Genomic DNA, 21,179 nt, shown 5'->3' with positions numbered 1-21,179 from the left:
GCCAGTTCGAAATCCACATTGCGCCCCAAGCCCTTGCAGCCAAAGCCGAATTCGCATTTGCTAGGCCCGGGTAAGGAACATATGGGACACCATGGGAGAATCTGCGGTGTCGGAGGCTGCACTGGACGACGCTTTTGCCGATGACATCACCTTCCAGGCGACCGACGGCTATTCGTTGGGCGCGACGCTGTACCTGCCCCGCGGCACCCGCACCCACGCGGTTCTGATCAATTCCGCCACCGCCGTTCCCCGCAAGATCTACAGGGGCTTCGCCAGCTACCTCGCGAGCCGCGGCTGTGCCGTGCTGACCTATGACTACCGCGGCACCGGGGATTCGCGGCCCAAGGCCGATCCCCTGTCCGGCCGGTCGAACGCGCTGGTGGGCTTCAAGGCGTCCATGACCGACTGGGCTGCGCTCGATGTTACCGCCGCAGTGACCTGGATGCGCGAGCGCTACAAGACGATGCCACTTGCCTTTGTCGGTCACTCCTTCGGCGGTCAGGCGCTCGGCCTGATCCCCAACAATTCCGAGGTGTCACGCGCCTTGCTCATCGCGGCACAAGCCGGCACCTGGCGACTGATGACGCCGCCTGAGGGCTACCGCATCTATGCGCTGATGAAATTCGTCGGCGCGCCGCTGGCGCGCGTCATCGGCTATGCGCCCGGCAGGATCGGGCTCGGCTACGATCTGCCACGCGACGTGTTTCTGGAATGGGCGGGCTGGGTCACCAGCGATCGCTACTTCTTCGACGACAGCAAACTGCGGGCACTGGCGAACTTTCCGCGCTACCGCGGCGAGATGCGGGCCCTGAGCTTTTCAGACGATCCATGGGCCACACGCGCCGCCGTGGAAATGCTCTGTGCCGGCTTCACGTCGATCAAGCCGGAAATCGACAGTATCCGCCCCATCGAGGCCGGCTCGAAAAAGGTCGGCCATTTTGGATTCTTCCGGCCGGAGCACCGCGACACACTGTGGCGCGGCGCCGCCGAATGGATCCAGATGGAAGATTAGGGGCACATCATTGAAGCCGCAGATCATCGATCCGCCCTCATCCTGAGGAGCGGTCGTCTTCGACCGCGTCTCGAAGGATGGCCACAAACACCGATACGTTGCATCTCATGGTTCGAGACGCGCGCAAGGGCGCGCTCCTCACCATGAGGGCTGGTGTTACTCCGCGGCTTCGCGCACGTAGCGCGCGGTGGGCGTGCGCATCGTCACCAGTTCCTCGGCCGCACTCGGATGCACGGCCACTGTGGCGTCGAAATCAGCCTTGGTGGCCTTCAGCTTCACGCAGATGCCCAGCACCTGGATGAGTTCGGCCGCTTCCGGTCCGACGATATGGGCGCCGACCACGATATCCGTCGCACCGTCGACCACCAGCTTCATCAGCACGCGGCTTTCGCTGCCTGAAATCGTCGATTTGATCGACCGGAAATTGGTCTTGTAGATATCGACGTGGCTGAAGATGGCGCGCGCCTCTTCTTCGCTCATGCCGACAGTGCCGACCTCCGGCTGGGTGAACACCGCGGTCGGGATATTGCTGTGATCGACCTTCACGGTCTTCTTGCCGAACACCGTATCGGCAAAGGCATGGCCTTCGCGGATCGCCACCGGCGTGAGGTTGACCCGATTGGTGACGTCACCGACCGCGTAGATATGCGGCACATTGGTCTGCGAGAACTCGTTGACGATGATGCCGCCATGGGCGGGCTTGAGTGCAACGCCAGCCTTCTCGAGACCGAGATTGGCGGTGTTCGGATTGCGGCCGATCGCGAACAACACCTGATCGGATGCGATGCTTGCGCCGCTGGACAGATGCGTCGTGAATTCGTGCCGGTGTTTCTCGACCTTGGTCACCGTGCAGCCGGTCAGGATGGTGATGCCATCCTTTTCCATCTCGCTGCGGACATGGGCGCGCACGTCTTCATCGAAGCCGCGCAGGATGTTGTCGCCGCGATAGATCACCGTCACGTCGGAGCCCAATCCTGCAAAGATGCAGGCAAATTCGAGCGCGATATAGCCGCCGCCCTGGATCACGATGCGCCTCGGCAGTTCGGGCAGATGAAACACCTCGTTGGAGGAAATCACATGCTCGATGCCGGGAATCGCCGGCCCATGATTGGGCGCGCCGCCGGTCGCAATCAAGATATGCTTGGCGTTCACCGTCTCGCCGGTGCCGAGGCGCAGCGTGTGCGGATCCTCGAACACTGCGCGGGTCTTGACGGTCGTCGCGCCGGTCTTCTCCACATTGGACTGATAGATGCCCTCGAGCCGGGCGATCTCCTTGTCCTTGTTGGCGATGAAGGTCGACCAGTCGAACGTCGCCGTCGGGATGGTCCAACCGAAACCGACGGCATCGTCGATCTCGCGCTGGACATGCGAGGCATAGACCATCAGCTTCTTCGGCACGCAGCCGCGGATCACGCAGGTGCCGCCGAAGCGATATTCCTCGGCCACCATGACCTTCGCGCCGTAGCCGGCCGCGATACGGGCGGCGCGCACGCCGCCAGAACCACCACCAATGACAAACAGATCGACGTCGACGTCAGCCATGATCGCTCCGAACTGGGGGCTGAGACCCGGGATGACGGGCCTCAGCTTACGCCCTTAGATTTCCTTGCCGCGCTTGCGCATTTCAGCGCGGAACAGGCCGTTGACCTGCTCCGAAAACTGCTGCGCCCACTGCTGCATATAGGTCATGCTGGCGGAAATCGACTGGGGCTCCTGCACCAGAAGTTTCTGGCCGAGCGGCGACTTGTAGAAGGTCGCAAGGTCCTTCAACTCAGCCTCGGTGAAGTCGCTGGCATAGATCTTCGCCATCTGCTCGGTGATCTCCTTGTCGCGCCCGGCCATCGTCTGCGCGATGGTGATGGCGACCTCGTTGAGATCCTTCTGATAGTTCAGATTGCTCTGCAGCAGCGAATCCTTGACGCGCTGAACCATGTTCGGCACGGCATTGGCATACATCGCGCTGGCGTTCTTCATCGCCAGAATTTCCTTGGCGTAACCGATGGCGGCGGGCGATGCCGGCTTGATCGGACGAGCCTGTCCTTCCGGAGATGCCTGCTGCGCGGAGACCGGCAGCGCGATCACTGCAACGCTGAGCGCTAGACCAGCGGACAGCAGCATGTGCGAGAGCTTCTTCATTCCAATTCTCCTTGATTGCGCCGTTACGGACGCTCGAAAACGCGAATTCCCTGCGATCCTGCCAGCATGGCGGTGCTTGCCAGGCCGATAAACAAACCGTGCTCGACCACGCCCGGAATGGCGCCGAGCAGCCCAGCCAGTCGGGGCGCATCGGTAATGGTCCCGAGCCGGGCGTCGATGATCCAGTGGCCGCCATCGGTGACGAAAGCATGGCCGTCCTTGCCGCTGCGAATGGCCATTTCGCCGTGCAACCCGCACTTGGCGAACACATCGGCAATCGCGCGGCGCGTGGCCGACAGGCCGAACGGGATCACTTCCACAGGCAGCGGGAAGCGGCCGAGGGTCGGTACCCACTTGGAATCGTCGGCGATGACAATCATGCGGTCGGACGCCGCCGCCACGATCTTCTCGCGCAACAATGCGCCGCCGCCGCCCTTGATGAGATTCAGCGCCGGATCGACTTCGTCGGCACCGTCGACCGTGAGATCGAGCCGATCGACCTCGTCGAGTGTGGTCAGCGGCACACCGCAACGCTGCGCATCGGCCCGCGTGGCCTCAGACGTCGGAACGCCAATAACCTTGAGACCGCCCGCCACGCGTTCACCGAGCAGTTCGACGAAGTGCTTCGCTGTCGATCCCGTGCCGAGTCCGAGCTTCATGCCATCACGCACATGTTCGAGCGCCTTGGCGGCAGCCTGTCGTTTCAGCTCGTCCATATTCATCGGCGCGGCGGTCCTTGCAGTTCAAAAACGGTCCCGCGGACGGGATGCGCCGCATATCTAGCGACGTTTGGGGGCAAGGAACAGGGCGAAGGACGTGCTTTCCCTGGGAATGCAGGCCTGCATTCCCAGGGGGATGCTGGGCTACGTCCGCCCCCCTTGCGGGATCGGCCGCGGACCGGTAGCGATCCCCGCATGACAGATGCTTCCCCTCCTCCCCTCGTTGTTTTCGACCTCGACGGCACCCTCGTCGATACCGCCCCCGATCTCATTAGCGCGCTGAATCACGTGCTCCATCAGGAGGGGTTGGCCCCCGTCCCGTTGGAATCTGCGCGGAAAATGATCGGCCAGGGCGCCCGGCGCCTGATCGAACGCGGGCTCGAGCTTGAAGGGCGGGAAATGACCCCGGACGAGGTCACACGCCTGACCGAGGATTTCATCGCTTATTACGCGGAGCATATCGCTGACGAGTCGCGCCCCTTCGAGGGCCTGATTGCGGCGCTCGACGAAATGGCGGGGCGTGGCTACCGCTTCGCGGTTTGCACCAACAAACTGGAATGGCTGTCGAAGCTGCTGCTCGACAAGCTGGAGCTGACCAACCGATTTGCGGCGATCTGCGGCGCCGACACCTTCGGCGTCGCGAAGCCCGATCCCGTCATCCTGCAGCAGACGGTAGCGCGTGCCGGTGGCGTGATGTCGTCCGTTGTCATGGTCGGCGATGCCGGCCCCGATGTCGGTGTGGCGCGGCGGGCCAATGTCCCGGTGATCGGCGTTACATTCGGCTATACTGATGTCCCGATTATCGAACTCAAGCCCGACATCGTGATCGACCATTTCCGCGATCTACCAACGACTGTCGACCGCCTGTTGCCACACCGCCTCGCCTAGCCTGTTCACATCATTGAGTTTCTCAGGTTGTTGGGCGACTTCGTTAACCATCAATTAACTATAAGCGGTCTGCGTGTTGCGTCATATGTACGACGCTCCTATGGTTGCCGGGGGATGGCGGCTAGCCGCAAAACGTGACGGATATACCCATGCGTAGAGTAATAGTTTTGGCAGCGGCAGGCCTGAGCCTGGCCGGTTGCACGTCGTTCTCCATGGACGCATTCAAGTCGGCACCGGAACCGGTTACCGTACAATTCGACTCGGTTCCGCCCGGCGCAGAGGTGGTCACGTCGATTGGCCCGAGCTGCAAGACCCCGTGCTCCCTGCCTCTGGCAACGGAAACCGGGTTCAGCGCAACCTTTACCCTCGCAAAATTCCAGCCGATGACAGTTCCGGTGACCATCACCCGCGTTCCCGGGGATTTCACCTCGCCGGCACGGACCACAGTCGATCCGAGCCCGGTCGTCGCCGAGTTGCAGCCTGCGACGCCGCCGCGCCGCGCCCGCAAGGCTGCCAAGCGTGCAGCAGCGCCTGCCGCGGCCCCGGCGGCCGCCGCATCTGCGGCGGGCTCGCCGTTCCCCGCCCCTCGCTGATCCACCAAACATATACGTTGGCGTGATTGTGCCAGCTGCAACCCGTGACTAGATTGAACGTGCGGCGTTTTTCGCCGCGCGAGCAATTCATGTTTTGCAGTCAGGCATCTGAATGACCGTCTCCGAGTTGAGCCCCGCCCTGGCCTCCTCTGCCATGACCGACCCGTTCGGTCGGCGGATCAGTTATTTGCGTGTCTCGGTGACCGACCGCTGCGATCTGCGCTGCTTCTACTGCATGTCGGAAGACATGACCTTCCTGCCCAAGGCCGACCTGCTGACGCTGGAAGAGCTCGACCGGCTCTGTTCCGCATTTATCGCCAAGGGCGTCACCAAGCTGCGGCTCACCGGCGGCGAACCGCTGGTCCGGCGCAACGTGATGGGTCTGGTGCGTTCGCTGTCGCGCCACCTCAAGACCAGCGCGCTGAAAGAGCTGACGCTGACCACCAACGGCTCGTTGCTCTCCAAATATGCCGCTGAACTGGCCGATTGCGGCGTGAAGCGCATCAACGTCTCCCTGGACACGCTCGATCCCGTAAAATTCCGCACCATCACGCGCTGGGGCGACCTCTCCAAAGTGCTGGCCGGCATCGACGCCGCGCAGGCGGCGGGCCTTGCCGTGAAGATCAATACCGTCGCCCTGAAGAACATGAATGAGGACGAGATCCCCTCATTGATCGAATGGGCACACGGCCGCGACATGGCACTGACCTTGATCGAAGTGATGCCCATGGGTGATATCGGCGAAGGTCGCATCGACCAGTATGTACCGCTGTCGCTGCTGCGCACGCGCCTTGCCGGTCAGTTCACGATAACGGATCTCCCGGACGACACCGGCGGTCCCGCCCGCTATGTCCGCGTTGCCGAAACCGGCGGCAAGATCGGCTTCATCACGCCGATGACCCACAATTTCTGCGAGTCGTGCAATCGCGTGCGCATCACCTGCACCGGAACAATCCATACCTGCCTGGGCCACGAGGATGCATCCGACCTCCGCAAGCCGCTGCGGGCTTCCGCCGACAACGACCTCCTGAACGCCACGATCGACCGCGCCATCGGCCTGAAGCCGAAGGGGCACGATTTCATCATCGATCGCCGCCACAACCGGCCGAGCGTCAGCCGGCATATGAGCGTGACCGGGGGGTAACCCACCGGCGGTGCTCCGTCCTTCCCCTCGACCAATGGCCTGCGACAAACCGTCAATTTCCGATTGACGATTGCATGACGCGCTGAAATGGTGCCGCCGAATTCTTTCGCCCAGCGGAAAAAGCTGCGCTTTCTCAGTGAGAAAGACGTGATGAGCGGACAGCGGGGCGACTTTCGGGGGGAACTGTGGACGTACTCAAATTCACACGTGCGATCGATGCACTGAGCGATGTGTTCGGCTTCATCGCCAAGTGGCTCGTGCTGCTTGCCTGCCTCGTCAGCGCCGGCAATGCCACGATCCGTTATCTCTTCAACTATTCGTCGAACGGCTGGCTCGAAATCCAGTGGTACATGTTCGCGGGCATCGTGTTTTTCGGCGCGGCGCAGACACTGCGCCTCAATGAGCATGTGCGCGTCGATCTGCTCTATTCGGCGGTCTCCGATCGCGCGCGGCTGTGGATCGACATCATCGGCCTCTGCATCTTCCTGCTGCCGGCGATGACATACCTCACTTACATGACGTTCCCGTTTTTCCTGAATTCCTGGAATTCGCAGGAGGTCTCCAGCAATGCGGGCGGCCTGATCCTGTGGCCGGTGAAGCTGGTGCTGCCGCTCGGCTTTGGTCTGCTGCTACTGCAGGGTGTGGCCGAACTTGCCAAGCGCATCGCCGCGCTCGCCGGCGTCGTCAAGATCGACACCCATTACGAAGCGCCGCTGCAATAGCGGCGTTCGCTTTTTCAGCCTCTCGCATTTCGACCAATCCGTTCGATAGAACCAGTTCGATAGTCAGGACCACCGATGTTTTCCTACGGCGTGTTCCCCCCGCTGATGTTCGGCACCATGATCTGCTTCATGGTGTTCGGCTTCCCGGTCGCCTTCTCGCTGGCCGCGGTCGGCCTGTTCTTCGGCATTCTCGGCATCTTCACCGGTCATTTCGATCCGTCCTTCCTGCAGGCGCTGCCGTTCCGCTTCTACGGCACGATCTCGAACGACCTGCTGCTGTCGATCCCGTTCTTCACTTTCATGGGCGCGATCCTCGAGCGCTGCGGCCTTGCTGAAGATCTGCTCGAAGGCACCGGCCAGCTGTTCGGCAAGATCCCCGGCGGTCTCGCTTATGCGGTGATCCTCGTCGGCGCCGTGCTCGGCGCCATCACCGGCACCGTTGCTGCTTCGGTCATCGCCATGGGCGTGATCTCGCTGCCGATCATGATGCGCTACGGCTACGACATGAAGCTCGCCACCGGCGTCATCGCCGCATCGGGCACCATCACGCAGCTCATCCCTCCGTCGCTGGTGCTGATCGTACTCGCCGACCAGCTCGGCCGTTCGGTCGGCGACATGTATCTCGGCGCCATCGGCCCTTCGATCATCCAGGTCGTGATCTTCATTCTCTATATCGTCGTATTGTCGATCCTGAAGCCGAGCGCGATGCCGCCGATCCCGGAACATGCGCGCGAGCCCATGAACTGGAAGCTCATCAGCCGTGTGCTGTGGGGCATGATCCCCTCGATCGTGCTGATCTTCCTTGTGCTCGGCACCATCGGCCTCGGCCTCGCGACGCCCACCGAAGCCGGCGCCATGGGCGCGGTCGGCGCGATGGTGCTCGCCGCGCTGCATCGCCGCCTGACCTGGCCGCTGATCGACCAGGCGATGACATCGACCATGCGCCTGACCTCGATGGTGGTGTTCATCCTGATCGGCTCGACCTGCTTCAGCCTCGTCTTCCAGGGCATGGATGGTGCGCGCTGGATCGAGCATCTGCTCACCGGCCTGCCCGGCGGCGCGATCGGCTTCCTGATCTTCGTGAACATCTTCGTGTTCTTCCTGGCGTTCTTTCTCGACTTCTTCGAGATCGCCTTCATCATCATCCCGTTGCTGGCTCCGGTCGCGGCCAAGCTCGGCATCGATCTCGTCTGGTTCGGCGTGCTGCTCTGCGTGAACATGCAGACGTCATTCATGCATCCGCCGTTCGGCTTCGCGCTGTTCTATCTGCGCGGCATTGCTCCGCCCGAAGTGAAGAGCCGCGATATCTATCTCGGCGCACTGCCATGGGTCGGGATGCAGATCATCCTGGTGATCATCGTGATCTACTGGCCCGGTCTCGTGACCTACTGGATCGACAACACGGCTGTGGATACGTCCAACGTGAAGATCGAGATTCCGCAGATCGAGATGCCGGCAATGCCCGATTTCGGACCAGCAAAATAGCGGATAACGTTACTATTGCGCTTTACGATCAGGGGATAACCGATGCTGCATGAAGGAAGTTGCCATTGCGGCAACATCGCCTTTGAAGTCGAGGGCGACTTCAATTCGGCCATCGACTGCAACTGTTCGATGTGCCGGCGGCGCGGCGGCCTGCTCGCTTTCGTTCCACGCGACAAACTGGTGCTGAAGACCGCGAAAGAAAGCCTGTCGACCTATACGTTCAATCACCACGCCATTCAGCATCACTTCTGCAGCACCTGCGGCATTGCCCCGTTCGGCGAAGGAAAAGCCCCGAACGGAATGATGATGGCATCGGTCAATGTGCGCTGTCTGCCTGCGGTCGATCTGAGCGCTCTGAATATCCAGCAATTCGACGGCAAGGATCGCTGACGCGATCAGCCGACAAACATGATCTCGGCTTCACCAAGCTTTTCAAATCGCACCACACAGCGATCACCGGGCTTCAGGAATGGCATGCCGGTCCAGCTGCCTGTCGTGACGATATGCCCTGCTTTCAAGCCTCCGGCATCCCGCCACATATTGGCCAGCGCGATTGCAGCGGCAAGCGGATCGTCGGTCGGATGGCCGCCTTTGCGCTCCAGCACCGTCTCGCCGTTCACAACAAACGTAACGTGCAGGTTCGGCAAATCGAGATGTGACCAGTCGGCCATCTCAGGCCCGAGCACCAGCCCGCCATTGATCCCGCAATCGGCGAGCTGCTCCAACCGCGGCCGGCTCGTCGGCTCCCGAAACCGGCTGGAGACCACCTCGATGGCCGGCAGCACGGCCACGGATTGCGCAATCTCTTCGCGCGTATAAGGCGCGGCGCGCGCCGGCATATCGCGGGTAAAGCGGAAGGCGACCTCGCCTTCGACGCCGAGATGCGGGACTTCGGCCACCGACATATGCGCCGGACTGGTGCGAACCATGCGCGCCTCGATTAGTCCGCGGGTCGGCTCCCCGTCGGGCGGCGCACCGGCCTTGAAGGCACCGATGGGCTCTCCGACCAGCGCAGCAACCCGATCCTGAATCTCATGCGCCTCCGCAACCGAAGATGGCGTGACGGGCAGCGCTTCGATCTGCGTTCCGCTGCGGCGCGCCTCGGCAAGAATGTCGGCGGCCGTTTCGATTTCAGATTCGGTCATGGCAAATTCAGCTCCCTCCAGGAACAGAACACTTAGCGGATTCGCTGTCCGCGCACCGGCTAAGGGAGACCGCTTCAACAAGAAGCCTGGCCTTCTCACGAAGGCCGGGCTCCTTTTTCCGAGACAGACTTCGATCAGCTGCGGGTGCGCGAGCGGATCATGAAACTGTCGAAGCTGTACTCGGCGACCTGCCACCAAGTGTACTGGTCGCCGCGGAAGGCCACCATGCTGTCATAGACTTTCTTGAACGCCGCATTGCTGGCCGAGGTCTCGGCATAAACCTCGTTGGCAGCCTTCAGCGACGCATCCATGATGGATGCGGGGAACGGCCGCAGCTGCGTGCCGCCGGCCACCAGGCGCTTCAGCGCCGGCGGATTGTAGGCATCGTAGCGTGCCTGCATGGTTTCGTTGGCGAGCGACGAGGCGGTCCTGATGATCGACTTGTAGCTGGCAGGAAGCTGCTCCCACTTAGCGAGGTTGACCATGTTGTGCAGTGTCGGACCGCCCTCCCAGAAGCCGGGATAGTAGTAATATTTGGCGACCTTCTGGAAACCGAGCTTTTCATCATCGTAAGGTCCGACCCATTCGGCAGCGTCGATGGTGCCCTTTTCAAGCGACGGGTAGATATCGCCGGCGGCCACCTGTTGCGGAACGAGCCCGAGCCTGGTGAGCACACGGCCGGCGAAGCCGCCGATGCGCATTTTGAGACCACTGAGGTCGGATGGCTCCTTCAGCTCCTTGCGAAACCAGCCGCCCATCTGGCAGCCGGTGTTGCCGGCCGCGAATCCGATGACGTTGTAGCCTTTGAGAAATTCATTGAAGAGTTCGGCGCCACCGCCCACCTGCAACCACGAGGTCTGCATCCGGCTGTTGAGTCCGAACGGAACCGCAGTACCGAACGCGAAGGTTGGATCCTTGCCTACATAATAGTAGGCCGCCGTGTGGCACATCTCCACGGTGCCGTTGGAGGCCGCATCCAGCGCCTGCAGACCGGGGACGATCTCACCGGCGGCAAACACCTGGATCTGGAATTTGTTGTCGGTGGCCTCGGCAACGGCCTTGGCGAATACCTCGCTGGCGCCATAGATCGTATCGAGCGATTTCGGAAAGCTCGACGTTAACCGCCATTTGATCTCCGGCGAAGATTGCGCGATGGCCGGCGCGGCAATGGCCGCACCGGCAGCCCCCAGACCGGCAGCCTTGATGAACTCACGACGCTTCATGATGTGCTCCCTGGATGTGAATGTGTCAGCGCCCTTCTTGGCGAGGGCGTTGGGGAGCAGCATGGGCCAGGTTCCAGCGAGAAGCCACGGTGATTTGAGTGACGCAATGCAAAAAGCCCGACCTTCTCGCGAAGGCCGGGCTCCATGTTTGATCGAGGCTTAAGATCAGCCGCGGGTACGCGAGCGGATCATGAAGCTGTCGAAGGTGTATTCGGCGACCTGCCACCACAGATATTCGTCCGAACGATAGGCCTGCATCGCGTCGATCGACTTCTTGAAGTCGGCGTTCTTCGCGGAGATTTCAGCCCAGAGTTCGTTGGTGGCCTTGAGGCAGGCGTCCAGAACTTCATTGGTGAACGGACGCAACTGCGTGCCACCCGCGACGAGCTGCTTCAACGCCGCCGGGTTCTGCATGTCGTAACGAGCGGCCATCCAGCTGTTGGCATTGGCGCAGGCATTGGTGAGGATCGCCTGATAGCTCTTCGGCAGCGCGTTGTACTTCTCGAGGTTGGTGAAGGCGTGGACGGTCGGGCCACCTTCCCAGAAACCTGGATAGTAGTAGTACTTCGCGACCTTCTGGAAGCCGAGCTTCTGGTCGTCATAGGGACCGACCCACTCGGCAGCATCGATGGTGCCTTTTTCAAGCGACGGATAGATGTCGCCACCCGCAAGCTGCTGCGGCACAACGCCAACCTTCTGCAGCACCTGACCGGCGATGCCGCCGATGCGCATCTTGAGGCCGGAGAGATCAGCAACGGTCTTGATCTCCTTGCGGAACCAACCGCCCATCTGCGTGCCCGTATTGCCGCAAGGGTGACCGATGACGCCAAATTTCTTGAAGAACTCGTTGCCGAGCTGTTCGCCGCCGCCCTGGTACCACCAGGAATTCTGCTGACGCGCGTTCAGACCAAACGGGACCGACGCATAGATGGCGAAGGTCGGATCCTTGCCGACATAGTAGTAGGACACGGTGTGGCACATTTCGACGGTGCCGTTCGAGGTCGCATCGAGCGCCTGCAGACCGGGGACCAGTTCGCCGGCCGCGAAGACCTGGATCTGGAATTTGTTGTCGGTCATTTCGGCAACCTGCTTCGCCATCATCTCGGCGCCGCCATAGATGGTGTCGAGCGACTTCGGGAAGCTCGATGCGAGGCGCCATTTGACCTCGGGCGCGGACTGCGCGATCGCCGGCGAGGCAACGGCGGCCACCGCGGCGCCGGCCGTCGAAACCTTCAAAAACTCACGACGCTTCATTCAAGCTCTCCTTTTGCGGGCGTTTTCCCTAGAATTCGTTTGAGCATATTCAGCGGCAAATCGTTGCGCGATTCAACCGAAGACGCTCTGGTGCAGAGGCTGTCTAACACGGTTATTCGGCCGCGGAAAACACGACGAACGTCGTTGCCAGCCCAATTGAACGAAAGTTCTATGCGACATCTCGGCCCCGGCCACCGGCCGGCTTACGCTGCCGCAATAACGCCCTGCAACCGGTCGCGGATCTGCGTGCCGATGGCCCGATAGATCGCGGCGTGCGGGCCGTTGGGCTCGCTGACGACCACCGGCGTGCCGGCATCCGACATGGCGCGGATGGACATATGCAGCGGCACCTCGCCGAGGAACGGCACCTTGAGCCGCTCTGCCTCATGACGGGCGCCGCCATGGCCGAAAATGTCGGAGCGCGTGCCGCATTCCGGGCACTGGAAATAACTCATATTCTCGATGATGCCGAGCACGGGCACATTGACCTTGGTAAACATCGCAAGGCCGCGCCTCGCATCGATCAGCGCCAGATCCTGCGGCGTCGAGACAATCACAGCACCCTTCAGGGGCACGTTCTGCGCCAGCGTGAGTTGTGCATCGCCGGTGCCGGGGGGCATGTCGACGATAAGGACGTCGAGCGTACCCCAGGCGACATCGCGCAACATCTGGGTGATCGCCGACATCACCATCGGCCCGCGCCAGATCATCGCGGTCTCCTCCTCGACCAGGAAGCCGATCGACATGATCGACAGACCGAAGCGCTCGATCGGAATCATCTTCCTGTTGTCGTCGAGAACAGGCTTTTCATTGATGCCGGTCAGCCGCGGCACCGAAGGACCATAGATATCTGCGTCGAGCAGACCGACCTTCAGGCCGAGATCGCGCAGGCCCAGCGCCAGATTGAGCGCCGTCGTGGACTTGCCGACACCGCCCTTCCCCGAGGCCACCGCGATGATCGCGGCAACGCCAGGAATTTCAGCCTGTTTTGACATTGGCGAGTTGGCCGGGTTGGCGTGCGGGCGATGCGCCGAGACCGGCTGTACGCCGCCGGACTGCGGACCATGCGAATGCCCACCGGGACCATGGGAATGTCCTGCGTGGTCGTGGCGCTGCGGCGCAGGCGGTGCGCTGCCCGGCTTGCGCTCGGCGGTCAGCGCGACCATTGCACCGGTGACACCAGGGATCGCCCGCACCGCGGCTTCCGCCTGCGCGCGCACGCTTTCCCAGGCCCGCGCTTCAGCGGCGTCCACATTGATCGAAAACAGCACCTTGCCGTCGGTCACGACGATCTCGGACAAAACATCCGCATGGATCAGCGGCACGCCGCGCGGCGATGTCACCTTGGCCAGACCATCCAGAACCTGCTGCTGCGAAACGCTCAATGCGTGTCTCCCGATCGACGGACAAACTAGACCGCACAGATAGAGAACTTCCGCCCTAAGTCCATGCCGTTTCTAGGCTATGTTGAGAATTCCGAGATTGCTCTGGCACAAGACCGGCACCAGATTTTCTTTTGCAGCGCACCATAAGCGGCTGCAGCCATGAGCGGTAACGGGGGCTTTGCCGCGTCCTGTGCAGCGACTATGCTGGCGCTCCTCATCACCAGCGATCTCGCCGCCACCAACCAGGGCGGCGCCTCACTTCCCAACAGTCGACGTTCGGCAGCAAAGCCGACAGCATCCAAAGGGTACGGACATGGCCAAAGTTGCATTTATCGGTCTCGGCGTCATGGGTTTCCCCATGGCCGGTCACCTTGCCACCAAGGGCGGCCACGAGGTCACCGTCTACAACCGCAACGCAGCCAAGGCCAAAGCATGGGTGGAGAAGTTCGGCGGCAAGTCCGCAGCAACCCCGAAAGCGGCTGCCGAAGGCCAGGACTTCGTGATGTGCTGCGTCGGCAATGACGACGACCTGCGTTCGGTCACCATCGGCGCTGACGGCGCATTCAGCGGCATGACCAAGGGCGCGATCTTCGTCGATCACACCACCGCCTCCGCCGAAGTGGCCCGCGAGCTCGATGCCGCGGCGACCAAAGCCGGCTTCCAGTTCATCGACGCGCCAGTGTCGGGCGGCCAAGCTGGCGCAGAGAACGGCGCCCTGACCGTAATGTGTGGCGGCACCCAAGCGGCCTATGCCAAGGTCGAGCCGATCATCACGTCCTACGCCAAGATGCAGAAACTGCTCGGTCCCGCAGGCTCCGGCCAGCTCACCAAGATGGTCAACCAGATCTGCATCGCCGGCCTTGTCGAGGCACTGTCCGAAGGCATTCACTTCGCCAAGAAGGCCGGTCTCGACGTCAATGCGGTGGTCGAGGTGATCTCCAAGGGCGCTGCGCAGTCGTGGCAGATGGAGAACCGTCACAAGACCATGAATGACGGAAAATTCGACTTCGGCTTCGCCGTCGAATGGATGCGCAAGGACCTCTCGATTTGTCTCGCCGAGGCCCGCCGCAACGGCGCCAGCCTGCCGGTCACGGCCACTGTCGATCAGTTCTACGGCGAGGTCGAAGCACTCGGTGGCAAGCGGTGGGACACTTCAAGCCTCTTGGCAAGATTGCCCCGGTAACCATCTAGGTTTACTGAACAAATCACGGCGGAGCGGCGCCCGACAGGCGCCCTCCGTCGATACCATTTTTATTGAATATTAACCGGATTACTTCGTTCTTTAAGGCACCTCTTAATGATTGTGCGGCACAGATAGGGTCTGTGAAAAACCGCGCGCGTTTGCGTGCAGGATTTGTGTACGAGTGATGAGTGAGCCCGCCGCCAGGCCCGAGGTCGTCCAGCTTCCGGCTGAAACGCCCGTCGCTGTTCCGCCGCGCAATCGCCGGGCGGCACAACAGCGGGTGCGCGAAGCGCGCGACCGGCTGACCTCGACTTCAGGAACACGCCCCGCATTCGATCGCGAACTGCTCCGCCAATACGCCCAGACCCGCCTCTCCGCCTCGCTCGTCATCACGCTGCTGGTGGTCGGCACAGGCATCCTGTTCGGGTTCTGGATGCAGCCGCTGCCGGCCGCCGCATGGTCATGCGGCATGCTGTGCATTCACGCGGTGATCCTGCGCGCCTGCAATCGCTATCTGGCGGAAACACCGACACCCAACAGCACGCATAAATGGCGGCTGCGCTTTATCTTTCTGGACCTGCTCTACGGCCTGTCGTGGACGGTGATTCTCGTGCATCCGACCGGCGTCGACGTCGTCTCCAATTCGCTGATGATGTTCCTGATGCTGCTGGTGGTCGCGGTCTCCAGCATGCTCGCCGCGAGCCTGCCGATTGCCGCCTTTGCCGCCACCGCGCCCGTAACCCTCGGCGTGGCGCTGAGCTTCATCCTGCGCGGCACCTTCGACAACTACGTGCTGGCCGTTCTGGCTGTCGCAGCCGAAGGCTATTTCGCGCTTCTGGCGCAGCGGCTGCATTCGACCACGCTCGCGACACTGGAAGCCCGCGCCGAGAAGGACGCCCTGATCGGCGAACTCGAACAGGCCAAGGCCATCTCCGACGAAGCGCGCCACCGCGCCGAAGCCGCCAATGTCGCAAAGTCGCGCTTCCTCGCGCAGATGAGCCATGAACTGCGCACGCCGCTGAACGCCATCCTCGGCTTTTCCGAAGTGATGAAGAGCGAGATCTTCGGTGGCCATGCCGTGCCGGTCTACAAGGACTATTCCGCCGACATCCATAATTCCGGCGTGCACCTTCTGAATCTCATCAACGAGATCCTCGATCTGTCACGCATCGAAGCCGGCCGCTACGAGCTGAACGAAGAAGCCGTGTCGCTCGTGCATGTCGTCGCGGACTGCCATCACCTCCTGAAGCTGCGCGCATCGAGCCGCGGCATTACCATCCACGAAGTATTCGAACACGGCATGCCGCGGGTCTGGGGCGACGAGCGCGCCTGCCGCCAGATCGTGCTGAACCTGCTGTCGAATTCGATCAAGTTCACGCCGCAGGGCGGCGAGATCTGGCTCAAGGTCGGCTGGACCGCCTCCGGCGGCCAGTATCTGAGCTGCAGGGACACCGGCTCGGGCATCGCCGAAGACGAGATCCCGATCGTGCTGGCCTCCTTCGGCCAGGGATCGAACTCGATCAAATCGGCCGAACAGGGTGCCGGTCTCGGTCTGCCGATCGCCAAGAGCCTGATCGACATGCATGGCGGCACATTCACGCTGAAATCGAAACTGCGAGTCGGCACCGAGGTGATCATCACTTTCCCGCCGGAGCGTGTGATGTCTGCGCTTGCGCCGATGGCGCCCGATGGGCCACCGCTGCAGCCCGATTACGAGATGAACGTCGCCGACGAAAAGCGTCGGGCCCGTAACAAACCCATCATGAATGCAGGAACAGGGCTGTGATTTCGACGCTTGCGCAAGCGAGCCGATCCGCTTCAATATTACTGGATGAGCAAAGAAACGCCGTGCATCGCAGTCTGCTTCATCGACCCCAAGACCAAGCTCTGCCTCGGCTGCGGACGCACGCTGCCGGAGATCGCGCGCTGGGGAAAAATGGACAGCGCGGAGCGTCTGGATACGATGGCACTACTGCCGGCCCGCATGGCCGACGCGGGGCTGGAGCCTTCGTCGACATACGCAGCGAAGAGGACATCCGCGGCCACCTGAGAGGCTCGCCATGAGTCGGGTCTTTCTTCTCGTCATCGTCATTGTCGCGACGGCAGGCGCCGCCCTCGCCTATGGCGATCCCAAGCAGATCTCCAAGGCCGGCAATCTCGTCACGGAAATCTTGCGCAAGCAGAGTCCTCCGCCACTGCGGCTGGTCGATGTCCCGCGCGGCAATACCGGTGAATTCGGACTTCAGGTCAAGATCAACGGCGTCAAGACGGCCATGGTGATCGATACCGGCGCAACCTCGGTGGTGCTGACTTATGAAACCGCAAAGGCCGCGGGCCTGCCGCTCGAATTGCTCGACTACAATGTCGACGTCGAGACTGCGGGCGGCCGCACCAAGGCTGCGCGATTGACGCTGGATCGTCTGGCGGTCGGCAAACTGGTCGAGCGATCCGTCCCGGCACTGGTGGTGCCGCGTGGGCAGATGAAGACCAACCTGCTCGGCATGAGCTTTCTCGACCGCCTGGAGAGCTGGGAAGTGCGCGCCGACAGACTGATGCTGCGCGGCTATCCGTAACTAAGCCGCGACCGACTCCGCAGGCTCGTCCTCGACCTGCGCAATGGCTTCTCGGAGCACATTGATGCTCGCACCATGCTTGACGCCATTCTCCGCCAGATAACGCCGGAATGCGCGTGCGCCGCGCACGCCGTGGAATGCGCCGACGAAATGCCGGGTGATCGAATGCAGCCGCGTACCCTGCGCGAGTTGATCCTCGATATAGGGCATCATCGCCGCGAAGGCGTCTTTCATCGTCGCATGCGGCGCGGGCTCGCCGAACAATTCGGGATCCACCGACAGTAGCCGCCACGGCTCCTGATAGGCCGCGCGACCGAGCATCGCGCCATCCACATGCGCGAGATGAGCAGCGGCTTCAGTGATGCCGATGATGCCGCCATTGATGACGATCGGCACGTCGGGCATTGCCGCCTTGAGCCGATAGACGCGGTCGTAGTTCAGCGGCGGAATGTTGCGGTTCTCTTTCGGCGACAGGCCGTTGAGCCACGCCTTGCGCGCATGCACGATCAGGCCATCGGCGCCGGCGGCGACCACCGCGCGTGCCAGCGTATCGAGTGCGACTTCGGGATCCTGATCGTCGATGCCGATGCGGCACTTGACGGTGACCGGCACGTCCACGGCCTGCTTCATCGCGGCCACACCGCGCGCCACCAGATCCGGCTCGGCCATCAGGCACGCCCCGAAGCGCCCGTCCTTCACACGATCCGAGGGGCAGCCAACATTGATGTTGATTTCGTCATAGCCGAAATCCACGCCGATCTTCGCAGCCTCCGCGAGGTGCGCCGGCTCCGAACCACCAAGCTGCAGCGCCACCGGATGTTCACTGTCGTCAAAGCCAAGCAGCCGCGCACGGTCGCCATGGATCACGGCGCCCGTCGTCAGCATCTCCGTATAGAGCCGCGCCCGTCGCGACAGCAGACGATGGAAGACGCGGCAATGCCGGTCAGTCCAGTCCATCATCGGGGCAATGGAAAAGCGGCAGTCTAACATATTGTTTTCATTGAACTTTGTGATTTTGGTCCGTGTATCTGATTTTTGGGCTGACATATGGTCAGAGCCACAGAGCTAAAGCATTTTCCTTTCTTTTCAACTGCTTGATCAGATCTCAGTCCTGTTCGCGGAGATTTCCCCTCGCCGGCACAGTATTGCGGTACCGGATGACCCAAGAGCAGCGATTACATGTCCACGGTCATCGACAGGAGATACGTACGCGGTGCTCCCAGGAAGAACGTTCCGAATGAGGCCACGCTGGACCAGTAATTCGCACCGGTCACATTCTGAACGTTCGCGCGGAAAACCGTCTTCCTGCCGTTGATTGCCGTCGTGTAACGGGTACCGAGATCGAGTCGCGTCCAGTCCGGAATCGGTTGCTTGTTCGCTGTATCGACGAACTGCTTGCCCGTGTAGATGACTGCCCCATTCAAAGTGAGCCCCCTCACCCACGGGAGATCCCACTCGGCGCCAATATTGGCCTGTACGTTCGGAACGCCGATTGGCGTGTTACCCACGTTAGCCGCGACAGCGGTCTTCGTCAGGGTGCCATCCAGCAGCGACAAGCCTCCGAGGACACGGATATCGGGCATGAGTTCGCCATAGACGTTGAATTCGAGCCCACGGACTTGCTGTTCGGCGGTCGCCGCGAAGCGTCCGCCGGACAGCTCGCCGCTCGCCTTCGATATCTCGAAGGCGCTGAAGGTGGTGGCGAACCGACCGAAGTCCAGCTTGATGCCGGCCTCGTACTGCTTGGCGATGTAGGGCGAGAGTACTTCGCCGAAATTGGAAGCGGTCTGGGGCGCGACGTCGCCTCGGCTTAGACCTTCGATATAGTTCGCGTACAGAGAGACGTTGTCCCGGGGCCGGATGACGAGACCAACCACTGGGGTAGTCGCGCTCCTGTCGTAGGACGACGTGAGCGTTCCGACATTGGAGAGATAGTTGTTCGCCTCGATGCCCTGGCGCCGGACACCCAAAGTCAACAAGACACGCTCATCGAGCACGGACAAGGTGTCAGCAATCGAGAGCCCCGTGAGTTCACTGTCCGAGAGCCGAGGGCGCTCGCTGATCTCGTTCGCGAACTGGGTCGGCGCCACCGTCGGATTATAGATGTTCGACGTGACCAGACTGCCATTGGTGAGTCGCCGGTACAGCGCGTCATGATAGACCGAAGCCTGGAAGGCGACCGCGTGGTGGACGACGCCGGTATCGAAGCGGGCGCGGACGCCACCATCATATGTGGTTCGATCGATGCTAAGCCCGAAAAATTGAGGCGTTGCGGTCGTGTCACCGCTCGTATTGATGATCGTCGGAAGACCGAAGAATCGCTCGACGTTAGTCCGAGATCCGCCCACGTCGGCGAACAGCGTAACCTGATCGCTTACATCGTATTCGGTCCGCAGCAAGGCAGATTGATCGTTGATGTGCGACCATTCCCATGGTTGCGTCATGTTCAACCGACCATCCGGCGCCTTTGATACTTGCAGGCCGGGAGCCATGAGAAAGGGACGTGACGGAGCGTCGAACCGATCGGTCTGGGCGATGAGGTAGAGCCAGGACCTGAACCGTTCGCCCTGATAGTCAAGGGCCAGCGATCCGACACCTGTCGTTTCGGACTGGCGGTCAATGGGCGTATCACCGTCGCGCAGGCTGCCGTTGACGCGCACGCCCCATTCCTTGCTGTCACCGTAACGCCTCGCAATATCCCAGTGGCCACCGAACTGTGCGGCAGAACCGTAACTTGCGGTGAAGCGGGTCAAGTCCTCTCCCGCGCGCTTGGGCACGACATTGATGACGCCGCCGACGCCGCCATTGGGCGCAATGCCCGAGAGCGCGGCTGAGGGGCCCTTGAGCACTTCGATGCGCTCGACGTAATCCGTGAAGATGCGGTATGTCGGCGCGATCCCATAAAGGCCCTCGAAGGCGAACTCACCGCTGTTGCCTTCGTTGACCGGGAAGCCGCGAATGTTGAAGGAATCGAGCACACCGCCCGTTGGGTGGGAACTGCGCACGGAAGGATCCAAGATTAAGGCATCCGCAGCCGTCGCCGCCTGCTGATCCCGGATGAACTTGTCCGTGTAACTCGTCATATTGAACGGCGACTTCATCGTATCGGTGTTTCCGAGCAGTCCCAGCCGTCCGCCTTGAGCGACCTGGCCGCCTACAAAGGCGGGCACGACACCCGGCTGCGACGGCCGCGATTGCGCCGCGACGATTTGCGTTTGCGGGGCGTCAGACACCGTGGCACGCCGCGAAGTTGATCGGACCCCGGCGACATTTCGTTTGATTGGTGCGCGGCGGACCAACCGCTGCGTCGGAGCATCGACGGTCACAGGAGGAAGAGCGGTGGCGCCTTGCGGTGTTTGGGATTGAGCAGGCGATTCAAACCACGCCACAAACGCCACGCCACCTAGTAGTGTCACGCCAAAGCGAGCCACCGTCCGAACCCCACCTGCAAGTCGCATTCCCAGAAAGTCCTTCATCAACAGCACGTCGGCCGACGCGAAATGGTTCCGCACGTGGCCTGCAACGACCATAGCTCCGAGATCCGCTCTCCGCGTCCGAGCAGGGCCGACACTCAACGTGAATCATTTTCTCCGCAGAATCGCATTCCGCGTTAGCCGCCTGTGCCTCATCGGCAACGTCCGATTGCTCGTGATCTGCAGCGCTTCACTAGAGAGACGCCATCGTCACCGCAACGCTAATGCACGCGCTGCGATTTAG

The 21,179-nt window shown here is 61.8% G+C and carries 20 protein-coding genes; 11 read left to right on the top strand and 9 right to left on the bottom strand.

Annotated elements, in window-relative coordinates; translation table 11 throughout:
* Positions 1 to 91: 91 nt before the first annotated feature.
* The gene (locus AB8B02_RS07700) at positions 92 to 1,012 is read left to right on the top strand and encodes an alpha/beta hydrolase family protein (protein WP_439063594.1); all 921 of its coding nucleotides are present in this window, start codon (positions 92 to 94) and stop codon (positions 1,010 to 1,012) included.
* 156 nt (positions 1,013 to 1,168) lie between these two features.
* Here AB8B02_RS07700 and gor read toward each other — a convergent pair whose 3' ends face one another.
* The 3 genes from gor to rpiA are packed head-to-tail and all read right to left on the bottom strand — an operon-like array spanning position 1,169 to position 3,870.
* Positions 1,169 to 2,554, bottom strand: coding sequence for a glutathione-disulfide reductase (gene gor / locus AB8B02_RS07695; RefSeq protein WP_439063593.1), 1,386 nt, complete (start codon positions 2,552 to 2,554; stop codon positions 1,169 to 1,171).
* A 54-nt stretch (positions 2,555 to 2,608) separates the two neighbouring features.
* Positions 2,609 to 3,148, bottom strand: a complete 540-nt coding sequence (locus AB8B02_RS07690; RefSeq protein ID WP_089267146.1) for a DUF2059 domain-containing protein — start codon at positions 3,146 to 3,148, stop codon at positions 2,609 to 2,611.
* 23 nt (positions 3,149 to 3,171) lie between these two features.
* Positions 3,172 to 3,870, bottom strand: a complete 699-nt coding sequence (gene rpiA / locus AB8B02_RS07685) for a ribose-5-phosphate isomerase RpiA (protein WP_093758923.1) — start codon at positions 3,868 to 3,870, stop codon at positions 3,172 to 3,174.
* A gap of 192 nt (positions 3,871 to 4,062) precedes the next feature.
* Here rpiA and AB8B02_RS07680 point away from each other — a divergent pair, with 192 nt between their 5' ends.
* The 6 genes from AB8B02_RS07680 to AB8B02_RS07655 all read left to right on the top strand — a co-directional run bounded on the left by AB8B02_RS07680 (position 4,063) and on the right by AB8B02_RS07655 (position 9,089).
* On the top strand, positions 4,063 to 4,755 hold the full coding sequence (locus AB8B02_RS07680; protein ID WP_439063592.1) for an HAD family hydrolase: 693 nt from the start codon (positions 4,063 to 4,065) through the stop codon (positions 4,753 to 4,755).
* Between the two features lie 383 nt (positions 4,756 to 5,138).
* Positions 5,139 to 5,348, top strand: a complete 210-nt coding sequence (locus AB8B02_RS07675; protein WP_349509571.1) for a hypothetical protein — start codon at positions 5,139 to 5,141, stop codon at positions 5,346 to 5,348.
* A 112-nt stretch (positions 5,349 to 5,460) separates the two neighbouring features.
* Entirely contained in the window at positions 5,461 to 6,492 is a 1,032-nt protein-coding gene (gene moaA, locus AB8B02_RS07670) for a GTP 3',8-cyclase MoaA (protein ID WP_439063591.1), read from the top strand.
* Positions 6,493 to 6,677: 185 nt separating this feature from the next.
* Complete coding sequence (locus tag AB8B02_RS07665) at positions 6,678 to 7,214, top strand: TRAP transporter small permease subunit (protein ID WP_089267141.1); 537 nt, start codon at positions 6,678 to 6,680, stop codon at positions 7,212 to 7,214.
* 75 nt (positions 7,215 to 7,289) lie between these two features.
* Entirely contained in the window at positions 7,290 to 8,699 is a 1,410-nt protein-coding gene (locus tag AB8B02_RS07660; protein ID WP_120290994.1) for a TRAP transporter large permease, read from the top strand.
* Between the two features lie 42 nt (positions 8,700 to 8,741).
* Positions 8,742 to 9,089: a GFA family protein gene (locus AB8B02_RS07655; RefSeq protein WP_175367386.1), complete on the top strand. Its 348-nt coding sequence runs from the start codon at positions 8,742 to 8,744 to the stop codon at positions 9,087 to 9,089.
* Between the two features lie 5 nt (positions 9,090 to 9,094).
* On the opposite strand, the gene AB8B02_RS07650 is transcribed toward AB8B02_RS07655, so the two are convergent.
* From AB8B02_RS07650 to AB8B02_RS07635, 4 genes are all read right to left on the bottom strand, one after another.
* Positions 9,095 to 9,844, bottom strand: a complete 750-nt coding sequence (locus tag AB8B02_RS07650; protein ID WP_439063590.1) for a 2-keto-4-pentenoate hydratase — start codon at positions 9,842 to 9,844, stop codon at positions 9,095 to 9,097.
* Between the two features lie 134 nt (positions 9,845 to 9,978).
* Positions 9,979 to 11,067, bottom strand: coding sequence for a TRAP transporter substrate-binding protein (locus AB8B02_RS07645; RefSeq protein ID WP_068730728.1), 1,089 nt, complete (start codon positions 11,065 to 11,067; stop codon positions 9,979 to 9,981).
* A 165-nt stretch (positions 11,068 to 11,232) separates the two neighbouring features.
* Complete coding sequence (locus AB8B02_RS07640) at positions 11,233 to 12,321, bottom strand: TRAP transporter substrate-binding protein (protein ID WP_089267138.1); 1,089 nt, start codon at positions 12,319 to 12,321, stop codon at positions 11,233 to 11,235.
* 203 nt (positions 12,322 to 12,524) lie between these two features.
* On the bottom strand, positions 12,525 to 13,706 hold the full coding sequence (locus AB8B02_RS07635) for an Mrp/NBP35 family ATP-binding protein (RefSeq protein WP_089267137.1): 1,182 nt from the start codon (positions 13,704 to 13,706) through the stop codon (positions 12,525 to 12,527).
* Between the two features lie 313 nt (positions 13,707 to 14,019).
* On the opposite strand from AB8B02_RS07635, the gene AB8B02_RS07630 reads away from it, so the two are divergent.
* The 4 genes from AB8B02_RS07630 to AB8B02_RS07615 all read left to right on the top strand — a co-directional run bounded on the left by AB8B02_RS07630 (position 14,020) and on the right by AB8B02_RS07615 (position 17,462).
* A complete protein-coding gene (locus AB8B02_RS07630) occupies positions 14,020 to 14,889 on the top strand; it encodes an NAD(P)-dependent oxidoreductase (RefSeq protein ID WP_120290986.1) in 870 nt (289 codons plus the stop codon).
* A 184-nt stretch (positions 14,890 to 15,073) separates the two neighbouring features.
* Positions 15,074 to 16,675 carry an ATP-binding protein gene (locus tag AB8B02_RS07625; RefSeq protein WP_120290984.1) on the top strand — a complete coding sequence of 534 codons (1,602 nt, stop codon included), beginning with the start codon at positions 15,074 to 15,076 and terminating at the stop codon, positions 16,673 to 16,675.
* Between the two features lie 45 nt (positions 16,676 to 16,720).
* Positions 16,721 to 16,939, top strand: coding sequence for a DUF1289 domain-containing protein (locus AB8B02_RS07620; protein WP_120290982.1), 219 nt, complete (start codon positions 16,721 to 16,723; stop codon positions 16,937 to 16,939).
* Between the two features lie 10 nt (positions 16,940 to 16,949).
* Entirely contained in the window at positions 16,950 to 17,462 is a 513-nt protein-coding gene (locus tag AB8B02_RS07615; RefSeq protein ID WP_439063589.1) for a TIGR02281 family clan AA aspartic protease, read from the top strand.
* On the opposite strand, the gene dusA is transcribed toward AB8B02_RS07615, so the two are convergent.
* Together dusA and AB8B02_RS07605 are read right to left on the bottom strand one after the other, a co-directional pair.
* A complete protein-coding gene (gene dusA, locus AB8B02_RS07610; protein ID WP_439063588.1) occupies positions 17,463 to 18,452 on the bottom strand; it encodes a tRNA dihydrouridine(20/20a) synthase DusA in 990 nt (329 codons plus the stop codon).
* Between the two features lie 185 nt (positions 18,453 to 18,637).
* Positions 18,638 to 20,992 (bottom strand): TonB-dependent receptor, encoded by a 2,355-nt coding sequence (locus tag AB8B02_RS07605; protein WP_439063587.1) that lies wholly within the window; start codon positions 20,990 to 20,992, stop codon positions 18,638 to 18,640.
* Positions 20,993 to 21,179: the final 187 nt, after the last annotated feature.

Source organism: Tardiphaga sp. 862_B3_N4_1, assembly GCF_051811085.1.
Lineage (GTDB): Bacteria > Pseudomonadota > Alphaproteobacteria > Rhizobiales > Xanthobacteraceae > Tardiphaga > Tardiphaga robiniae.
This window is presented reverse-complemented; position numbering and strand designations above follow the sequence as displayed.

Coding starts and splice junctions, on each gene's coding strand:
- AB8B02_RS07700 (WP_439063594.1), top strand. CDS start 92: ATGGGAGAATCTGCGGTGTCGGAGGCTGCACTGGACGACGCTTTTGCC.
- gor (WP_439063593.1), bottom strand. CDS start 2,554: ATGGCTGACGTCGACGTCGATCTGTTTGTCATTGGTGGTGGTTCTGGC.
- AB8B02_RS07690 (WP_089267146.1), bottom strand. CDS start 3,148: ATGAAGAAGCTCTCGCACATGCTGCTGTCCGCTGGTCTAGCGCTCAGC.
- rpiA (WP_093758923.1), bottom strand. CDS start 3,870: ATGAATATGGACGAGCTGAAACGACAGGCTGCCGCCAAGGCGCTCGAA.
- AB8B02_RS07680 (WP_439063592.1), top strand. CDS start 4,063: ATGACAGATGCTTCCCCTCCTCCCCTCGTTGTTTTCGACCTCGACGGC.
- AB8B02_RS07675 (WP_349509571.1), top strand. CDS start 5,139: ATGACAGTTCCGGTGACCATCACCCGCGTTCCCGGGGATTTCACCTCG.
- moaA (WP_439063591.1), top strand. CDS start 5,461: ATGACCGTCTCCGAGTTGAGCCCCGCCCTGGCCTCCTCTGCCATGACC.
- AB8B02_RS07660 (WP_120290994.1), top strand. CDS start 7,290: ATGTTTTCCTACGGCGTGTTCCCCCCGCTGATGTTCGGCACCATGATC.
- AB8B02_RS07655 (WP_175367386.1), top strand. CDS start 8,742: ATGCTGCATGAAGGAAGTTGCCATTGCGGCAACATCGCCTTTGAAGTC.
- AB8B02_RS07650 (WP_439063590.1), bottom strand. CDS start 9,844: ATGACCGAATCTGAAATCGAAACGGCCGCCGACATTCTTGCCGAGGCG.
- AB8B02_RS07645 (WP_068730728.1), bottom strand. CDS start 11,067: ATGAAGCGTCGTGAGTTCATCAAGGCTGCCGGTCTGGGGGCTGCCGGT.
- AB8B02_RS07640 (WP_089267138.1), bottom strand. CDS start 12,321: ATGAAGCGTCGTGAGTTTTTGAAGGTTTCGACGGCCGGCGCCGCGGTG.
- AB8B02_RS07630 (WP_120290986.1), top strand. CDS start 14,020: ATGGCCAAAGTTGCATTTATCGGTCTCGGCGTCATGGGTTTCCCCATG.
- AB8B02_RS07625 (WP_120290984.1), top strand. CDS start 15,074: ATGAGTGAGCCCGCCGCCAGGCCCGAGGTCGTCCAGCTTCCGGCTGAA.
- AB8B02_RS07620 (WP_120290982.1), top strand. CDS start 16,721: ATGAGCAAAGAAACGCCGTGCATCGCAGTCTGCTTCATCGACCCCAAG.
- AB8B02_RS07615 (WP_439063589.1), top strand. CDS start 16,950: ATGAGTCGGGTCTTTCTTCTCGTCATCGTCATTGTCGCGACGGCAGGC.
- dusA (WP_439063588.1), bottom strand. CDS start 18,452: ATGTTAGACTGCCGCTTTTCCATTGCCCCGATGATGGACTGGACTGAC.
- AB8B02_RS07605 (WP_439063587.1), bottom strand. CDS start 20,992: ATGGTCGTTGCAGGCCACGTGCGGAACCATTTCGCGTCGGCCGACGTG.